We start from the raw sequence: 6,676 nt of genomic DNA, 5'->3' as shown, positions 1-6,676 counted from the left end.
TTGTTGGGAGCGTGTGATTGAGCGAGACAGTGAATAGAGTTTAGTGGGTTGCTGGTTAAGATTAAGGTCTCGGATTGTAAGAGTATGAGAATGAATGAAGTTCATNAGGAATACTGAATTCATGAATCTAGATAGTTAATGTTTTTTCGTTCGTAATGAAATAATTCTCTTGGTATAAGTATCAGGAGTTTTAGAAATAACAACAGGAGTATCTTGTAATTGTTGTGAAGAGAAACGATAAACCCCTAAAATTTCATCTACGGGAAATACCCAACGATTGGATTGTATTTCAATCACAATCATTCTCTCATAAATGACAGGAACAATAGAAGATAAATCTTTTAAATTCTTGTCTTTCTCATCCAAGTCTCCAAGAGGTAATGCTAAGAGATTTCTCAGTAAAATACACATTAAAATCTCACCACGAATATTAACAATTCCAGCAAAAACGTGGTTACCTCGGTGGGGTAAAGTATGAACAGGATGGATATGAGTAATTTCTTTAACAACCCATGCTGGTAAGGCTAACCATTCTTGAAAAACTCTAAAAATAACTAGAGCAACAATTTCATCATTAACTGTCTCTTTTTTAACTAAAGTTGAACCTTCTTCTTCAGCTTTTGCTGCTGCTTCTTGCCAATCTTGTGCTAATATGTCTGTCCATTCTTCGACATAACCTTCTGGGGAATTTCTTTGTAAGAGAGTTCTACCGGCACCTCGATAAACCGAACAATTCCGACAATGAATAACTGTTTTCAATTCAGCACAAGAACTATCCCCCGAAACGCCAATATCATTCCAACAATAAGTGATAGATTCTTCCATAATTTTTACTTATTATGAATTATGAACAGTAATTTACTTATACATAGCCATTATTTGTAAACCAATTAATGGCATCCTGCAGAGCATTTTTAATGGGAGAAGAGGGTAAACCTAATTCATTAATAGCTTTAGATGGATCATAATACATCGGCTGTTTAGACATTTTTACCCCATCCATAGGAATTGATGGTTTTTTACCCAAAGGGGATAATAAGGTCTCTTCTACCCATGCTACAGTTAAAGGTAGCCAAAGGGGTAAGGTTTGTTGGGGGGCTTTTAACCCTGTTAGTTGGGATAATTCTTCTAACAAGGCTTTTAAACTGAGGTTTTTGTTGCCTAAAATATAGCGTTCCCCTGTCTTCCCTTTTTCTAATGCTAACAGATGACCTTGCGCTACGTCTCGCACATCAATAATATTTAGCCCTGTATCGACATAAGCTGGCATTTGACGGCGTAAAAAACGTAAAATAATCTCTCCCGTAGGAGTGGGTTTAATGTCTAGTGGTCCAATGGGGGTACTGGGGTTAACGATAACGATATCTTGCCCCTTAATAATAGCTTTTTTTGCTTCTTGTTCTGCCCAATATTTCGATTTCTTATAATGTCCGACTAATTCATTGACGGGACTTTGATGGGTTTCATTGACTATTTCTCCGGGGTTCCCTACTCCAATGGCAGCAACGGAACTGGTGTAAATAATACGTTCAATATTAGCTTGTTTGGCCGCCTGTAAAATAGAACGAGTTCCTAATACATTGCTATTGTGTAATTGCTCTTTATCTGCTTGATATAAGGAGTAATGAGCAGCGACATGAAATAACACATTACAACCTCTTATTTTCTCGCTTAAGTTAATATCGTTAAGATCCCCCTTTATGATTTCAATATCTAAAGGTTTGAGATTTTCTAAACTACTTTGAGGACGAACTAAAGCACGAACTTCATAACCTTTTTTTAATAAAAGTCTTATTAAGTTTGCGCCAATAAATCCGGTTCCTCCTGTTACAAATGCTTTAATGGACATAATTTATTTTTGTTATGGTGGTTGAATATATAACTCATTTTAGCACTATTGGTTTCTATTTTGTTTTATTTTATAATGATATAATACTAAATCTAATGATGGTTAATTTTACAAAGGTAAAAATTATCATGCTCAAAGCACCATTAAAAATATCGGCTATTATAAGTAGGGCAGTCTTTTTTAGTCTATTTACTACTGTTTCTCCTCTCTTTAAAACTGCTATTAGTTCTGCTCAATCTCAGAATGATTTTAAAACTCATACTGTAGATAATAAATTTTCTATTCAAACTCCACAAAACTACACCATTGAAAAAAACACCATCTAATATTCCAATATGGACTCTTTGGAGTAGTAAAAATAGAAATAACATCAATAATGTAATTAAGACTGAAGTTTCTTTTTTCCCACAAAGATTTAATGATGTTGTTCCTCCTACTAATCAAAGAACGATTGAAGGACCGACTACTGTGAGTATAACTAAGCGTGGTAATTTAACTATAGATAATAAACCAGCAGTTAGACTTTGGGTAGCTGGAGAGGGTACAGAATTCCATTTTGGTAATGAAATTCACAGCTACATTCGCGATTCTAACAATACAACAGTTGTGATTGTTAGTTATTATGGAAATAATCCGAATGCAGTAGATACTATACAACGTATTCATTGGTCTTTTCGTTCCCTTTAACTATCTATAAAACAAAGTATAAAGATTAATAATTAGTCGTTTCTACTTTGTTTTATTTATGAGTAACCTAAGTAATGATATTAATGAGGTTTAGTGTTGATTCTTATTAGCTTCTGCTTGGACTATTTCTAGAGGTAAATCTAAAGAAGTTGCTATAATTTCTAAACTAAGACCTAATTTTATCATTCTAGGAATAGACTCTATTTTACTTACCTGTCTTCCTTCCTCTAAAACTTCTTGATAAATTTTTGTTTCTTTTAAATCACTTAAACTAAACATAGCTTCTAGTTCCTGACGATTAATTTTTGGTAATTTATAAATTAGAATAGTCTCTAATAGTTCCAAAAGTTCTCTTTGTTGCTGCTGGTTAATCATTTCCTGACGAACTTTTTGAATGATTGGTTTAGCAGTTTCAACGGCTTCCGTTTCTTTTGACACTATCAGTCCAATTATAGCAATACCGAGAGACTTTGTGTCAGATGTTTCTAATTCATTAATATAAATGCGTTGTATTCTTTGGGAATTGAGTAATTCTTGATAATGTTGAGTATTAGATGAGTCTACTTGACGATTAGGATAAATAATAACTCCCTTCCAATCAGATTGTAAAGAGTTTTTGCTCAAATACAAGACTATTTCACTGAAAAAACGAGCATAAAAGTTAATATCTTTTTGAAATTGAACTTCTAAAAAATAGATAAGATCTGTTTCAGTTTTGGGAAAAAATACCCCATCAATACGAAAAGCTAACTGTTTCACTTCTACGGATGAAAAGTCATAGTTACTAGCTTCTTCTGAGTTATGATTAATTAGTTCAAAGAAGAAACTAGGAAATGATTGAAACAAGCGATAAAAAATAGTATCTGTTTTCATTATCTATCCTATTAACAATAAATAAAAACAGCTAAAACAAAGTATAAATAAAAGGAGCGATCGCCGATCCTTGAGTAAAGACAATCAAAGCACCTAATAATACTAAAGTAATAATCAATGGAGCTAACCAATACTTTTTACGTTCGTTTAAAAAGCCCCATAAATCTTGTAAAAGTTCAATAAATCCTTCCATTAATAAGGTTTCTCCATACTAAGTTTATTTTTAATTTGACTAGAAACTCGATAAGTTCCTAATCTAAACTCAAATTTTCTTTTCAAAGGATCTCGTTTAATTATTTTCATAATTAAGGCCATAGGTGTCACAATGATAAAGAAAATAATCCCCAAAATAAGACGATTATTTACCCAAGCAAGCACCTGAGAAACTCTCATCCATCCTTGATAAATAGGGGCAAGGGATTGAGGAATCAATAGGGATAAAATGACTAAAACTATGGCAATAATCCAAGGAATTAGGGGTAACTGATGACCCCATAATAAGGGTAATAATAAACCAAACAGTAAGGCAATAAATCCTCCTGTTATTAAGCCAAATTCTCGTAATCCTTTTTTATCTAACTTTGGTATTTCCTGAAACATTTTTAAACCTCTGTTGTTAATTAATCTAGTTCAAATTCATCTCGCCAAGCATCGTCTTTTTGCCATTGAGGTTGTTTAGATTTGGCTAATAAATAATTATTAATTACTAAATAATCCATCTCGGTACGCATAAAACAACGATAGGCATCTTCTGGGGTACAAACAATCGGTTCTCCCCTAACATTAAAGGAAGTATTAACTAAAACACCACACCCTGTCAAGGTTTCAAATTGTTTAATTAATTGGTGGTAACGGGGGTTAGTTTCTGGGTGAACAGTTTGCACTCTTGCTGAATAGTCAACATGGGTAATAGCAGGAATTTTTGAGCGAGGTATTTTCAATTTATCGATACCAAATAATTGCTTTTGTTCCTCATTCATAGGGATATGTAAGTCTTTTTTAACTTCAGCTACTAATAACATATAAGGACTGGGTTTATCTAACTCGAAATATTGGTCAACTTTCTCTGCTAAAACGGAAGGAGCAAAGGGGCGAAAAGACTCCCGATATTTGATTTTTAGATTCATCACTGACTGCATTTTCTCATTACGAGGATCGCCAATAATAGACCGATTTCCTAACGCCCTGGGTCCAAATTCCATCCGTCCTTGAAACCAACCCACTACATTACCTTCTGCCAATATTTCTGCTACTTTGTTAAATAGTTCACTGTCTTCTAAATAAACATAATTTGCTCTGACATCATCAAGATATTGCTGCCCTTGCTCATCACTAAACTGGGGTCCTAAATAAGAGCCTTTCATCCTATCAAAATGACTGCCATAACGAGGATTTTCTAAGTATTGATACCAAATAGCTAAAGCTGCACCAATGGCTCCTCCAGCGTCTCCTGCGGCGGGTTGAATCCAAATATCTTTAAATTTTCCCTCTCTTAAAAGTCTGCCATTGGAGACACAATTTAAGGCCACTCCTCCGGCTAAACATAAATTATCTGTACCTAATTCTTTATGAGCAGTATTAGCTAATTTTAAAACAATTTCTTCGGTTACTTCTTGAATAGAAGCCGCAATATTCATCTCCCGTTGGGTGATTTCGCTTTCTGGTTTTCGGGGAGGTTGACCAAACAATTGAGCAAACTTATTATTAGTCATAGTTAACCCAGTTGCATAGTTAAAATAATCCATGTTGAGGCGAAATGTTCCATCCTCTTTAATATCAATTAAATTCTCTAAAATTAAATTAGTATATTTGGGTTCACCATAAGGAGCTAATCCCATCAATTTATATTCACCAGAATTGACTTTAAATCCTGTATAATAGGTAAAGGCAGAATATAGTAAACCCAAGGAGTGGGGAAAGTCGATTTTCCACTGAGGAATCATGTTATTACCTTCCCCTAACCATAAGGAGGTTGTTGCCCATTCTCCCACCGCATCTAAACATAAAATGGCTGCTGTTTCAAAGGGACTAGGAAAGAAGGCAGAAGCAGCATGGGATTGATGGTGTTCGGTGAATAATAATGGGGGAAGTTGGGAGGTTTTACAGTTAGCTAATTTTGCTAATTCTTTCTTTAAAACTGTCTTTAAATATAACTTTTCTTGTAGCCATGCAGTCATGGCACTGACAAAAGAACGAAACCCCTTTGGTGCATAAGTAATATAGGTTTCTAAGAGTCTTTCAAAGGTAATTAAAGGCTTTTCATAAAAAACAATATAATCTAACTTTCTGAGGGAAATATTGGCTTCTTGCAGAACATAACTAATAGCATTCTTAGGAAACTTGGCATCGTGTTTCCTGCGTGTAAATCTCTCTTCTTGTGCTGCTGCTATAACCTGTCCCGATTGCACTAAGGCAGCAGCACTATCATGATAATAGGCAGAAATGCCCAAAATATTCATCTTTAATCCAATCCTCCACCATGTTATGCTGCATAGGCTTTAACCAGGACAAACCCCTGATTAAGACAAATAACCTACAGAATAACATAATAGACGGAAAAAACGAAAATAAGATTCTACTATGGCCTGTTACAAAATGGCCACTATGGCTAAAGTAACACCAGTCCAAAATAGGGTTTTACTACGGGCAGAACATAAACCGGGTAACATCATAAGTGTTTATCTCCATGAAAAAGAGAGGTTTGCTCTATATATCTCTACTATACTATCTCTAACCTAAAATGAACTCAGTATATTCTAGGTTGAGGGATACTCTTTGGTTAGCCTATCGGCAATTGCTACAAGTCCCCAGAGAAAGATTAAGACGGTTATTAGGCTCATCATGGCTGTTTCCTCTTATGTTAAGGTTTGTAAACGTTTCTGATCTGATCGTAGCTTTCTTGTTTGGTAGTGGAAAGGAGGATAACCGTATCAGCATAAATACGGAGGAAATTAGATATGACCTTTTCTCTCTTCTTGAACAGCTAAAGCTAACTTATTAGGTAGCTTATCTAAATAAGTTGATTTTTCTTGTTCAGAAAAGGGAGAAATAAAGGTATAACAGGGATCACAGTCTCCATCATCATAAACTTGGACAACCCATTTATCGGGCAAGTTATTAACTGTAACCTCGACCATATACCACCATTTATCATCAATTTTACGGGAATTATTTATGACAAATAAGTTTTTTTCTTGGTCAGATAGTTCCCACTCGTCTGTAATAAACTCGATGGCTTTTTGTTCAGCTTCAGATAAAGAAATCATC

General features: G+C 34.5%; 9 protein-coding genes. 2 read left to right on the top strand and 7 right to left on the bottom strand.

Going from position 1 to position 6,676, the window contains the following annotated elements:
* Positions 1-135: 135 nt before the first annotated feature.
* Together CWATDRAFT_RS12340 and hpnA are read right to left on the bottom strand one after the other, a co-directional pair.
* A complete protein-coding gene (locus CWATDRAFT_RS12340; protein WP_007305297.1) occupies positions 136-825 on the bottom strand; it encodes a chemotaxis protein CheW in 690 nt (229 codons plus the stop codon).
* 37 nt (positions 826-862) lie between these two features.
* Positions 863-1,849: a hopanoid-associated sugar epimerase gene (hpnA, locus tag CWATDRAFT_RS12335; protein WP_007305296.1), complete on the bottom strand. Its 987-nt coding sequence runs from the start codon at positions 1,847-1,849 to the stop codon at positions 863-865.
* Between the two features lie 128 nt (positions 1,850-1,977).
* On the opposite strand from hpnA, the gene CWATDRAFT_RS12330 reads away from it, so the two are divergent.
* Together CWATDRAFT_RS12330 and CWATDRAFT_RS12325 are read left to right on the top strand one after the other, a co-directional pair.
* Positions 1,978-2,175: a hypothetical protein gene (locus CWATDRAFT_RS12330; RefSeq protein WP_021836843.1), complete on the top strand. Its 198-nt coding sequence runs from the start codon at positions 1,978-1,980 to the stop codon at positions 2,173-2,175.
* Entirely contained in the window at positions 2,156-2,536 is a 381-nt protein-coding gene (locus tag CWATDRAFT_RS12325; RefSeq protein WP_007305298.1) for a hypothetical protein, read from the top strand. Before CWATDRAFT_RS12330 ends, CWATDRAFT_RS12325 begins: the two co-directional genes overlap by 20 nt.
* A 90-nt stretch (positions 2,537-2,626) precedes the next feature.
* On the opposite strand, the gene CWATDRAFT_RS12320 is transcribed toward CWATDRAFT_RS12325, so the two are convergent.
* The 5 genes from CWATDRAFT_RS12320 to CWATDRAFT_RS12305 all read right to left on the bottom strand — a co-directional run bounded on the left by CWATDRAFT_RS12320 (position 2,627) and on the right by CWATDRAFT_RS12305 (position 6,675).
* Complete coding sequence (locus CWATDRAFT_RS12320; RefSeq protein WP_007305295.1) at positions 2,627-3,409, bottom strand: Rpn family recombination-promoting nuclease/putative transposase; 783 nt, start codon at positions 3,407-3,409, stop codon at positions 2,627-2,629.
* Between the two features lie 31 nt (positions 3,410-3,440).
* On the bottom strand, positions 3,441-3,602 hold the full coding sequence (locus CWATDRAFT_RS38535; RefSeq protein ID WP_007305294.1) for a DUF5989 family protein: 162 nt from the start codon (positions 3,600-3,602) through the stop codon (positions 3,441-3,443).
* The gene (locus CWATDRAFT_RS12315; protein ID WP_007305293.1) at positions 3,602-4,009 is read right to left on the bottom strand and encodes an SxtJ family membrane protein; all 408 of its coding nucleotides are present in this window, start codon (positions 4,007-4,009) and stop codon (positions 3,602-3,604) included. Before CWATDRAFT_RS12315 ends, CWATDRAFT_RS38535 begins: the two co-directional genes overlap by 1 nt.
* A gap of 20 nt (positions 4,010-4,029) precedes the next feature.
* Positions 4,030-5,868, bottom strand: a complete 1,839-nt coding sequence (locus CWATDRAFT_RS12310) for a carbamoyltransferase family protein (protein WP_007305292.1) — start codon at positions 5,866-5,868, stop codon at positions 4,030-4,032.
* A gap of 492 nt (positions 5,869-6,360) precedes the next feature.
* A complete protein-coding gene (locus CWATDRAFT_RS12305) occupies positions 6,361-6,675 on the bottom strand; it encodes a hypothetical protein (protein WP_007305291.1) in 315 nt (104 codons plus the stop codon).
* Position 6,676 lies beyond the last annotated feature (1 nt).

It is taken from the genome of Crocosphaera watsonii WH 8501 (genome assembly GCF_000167195.1).
Classification (GTDB): domain Bacteria; phylum Cyanobacteriota; class Cyanobacteriia; order Cyanobacteriales; family Microcystaceae; genus Crocosphaera; species Crocosphaera watsonii.
This window is presented reverse-complemented; position numbering and strand designations above follow the sequence as displayed.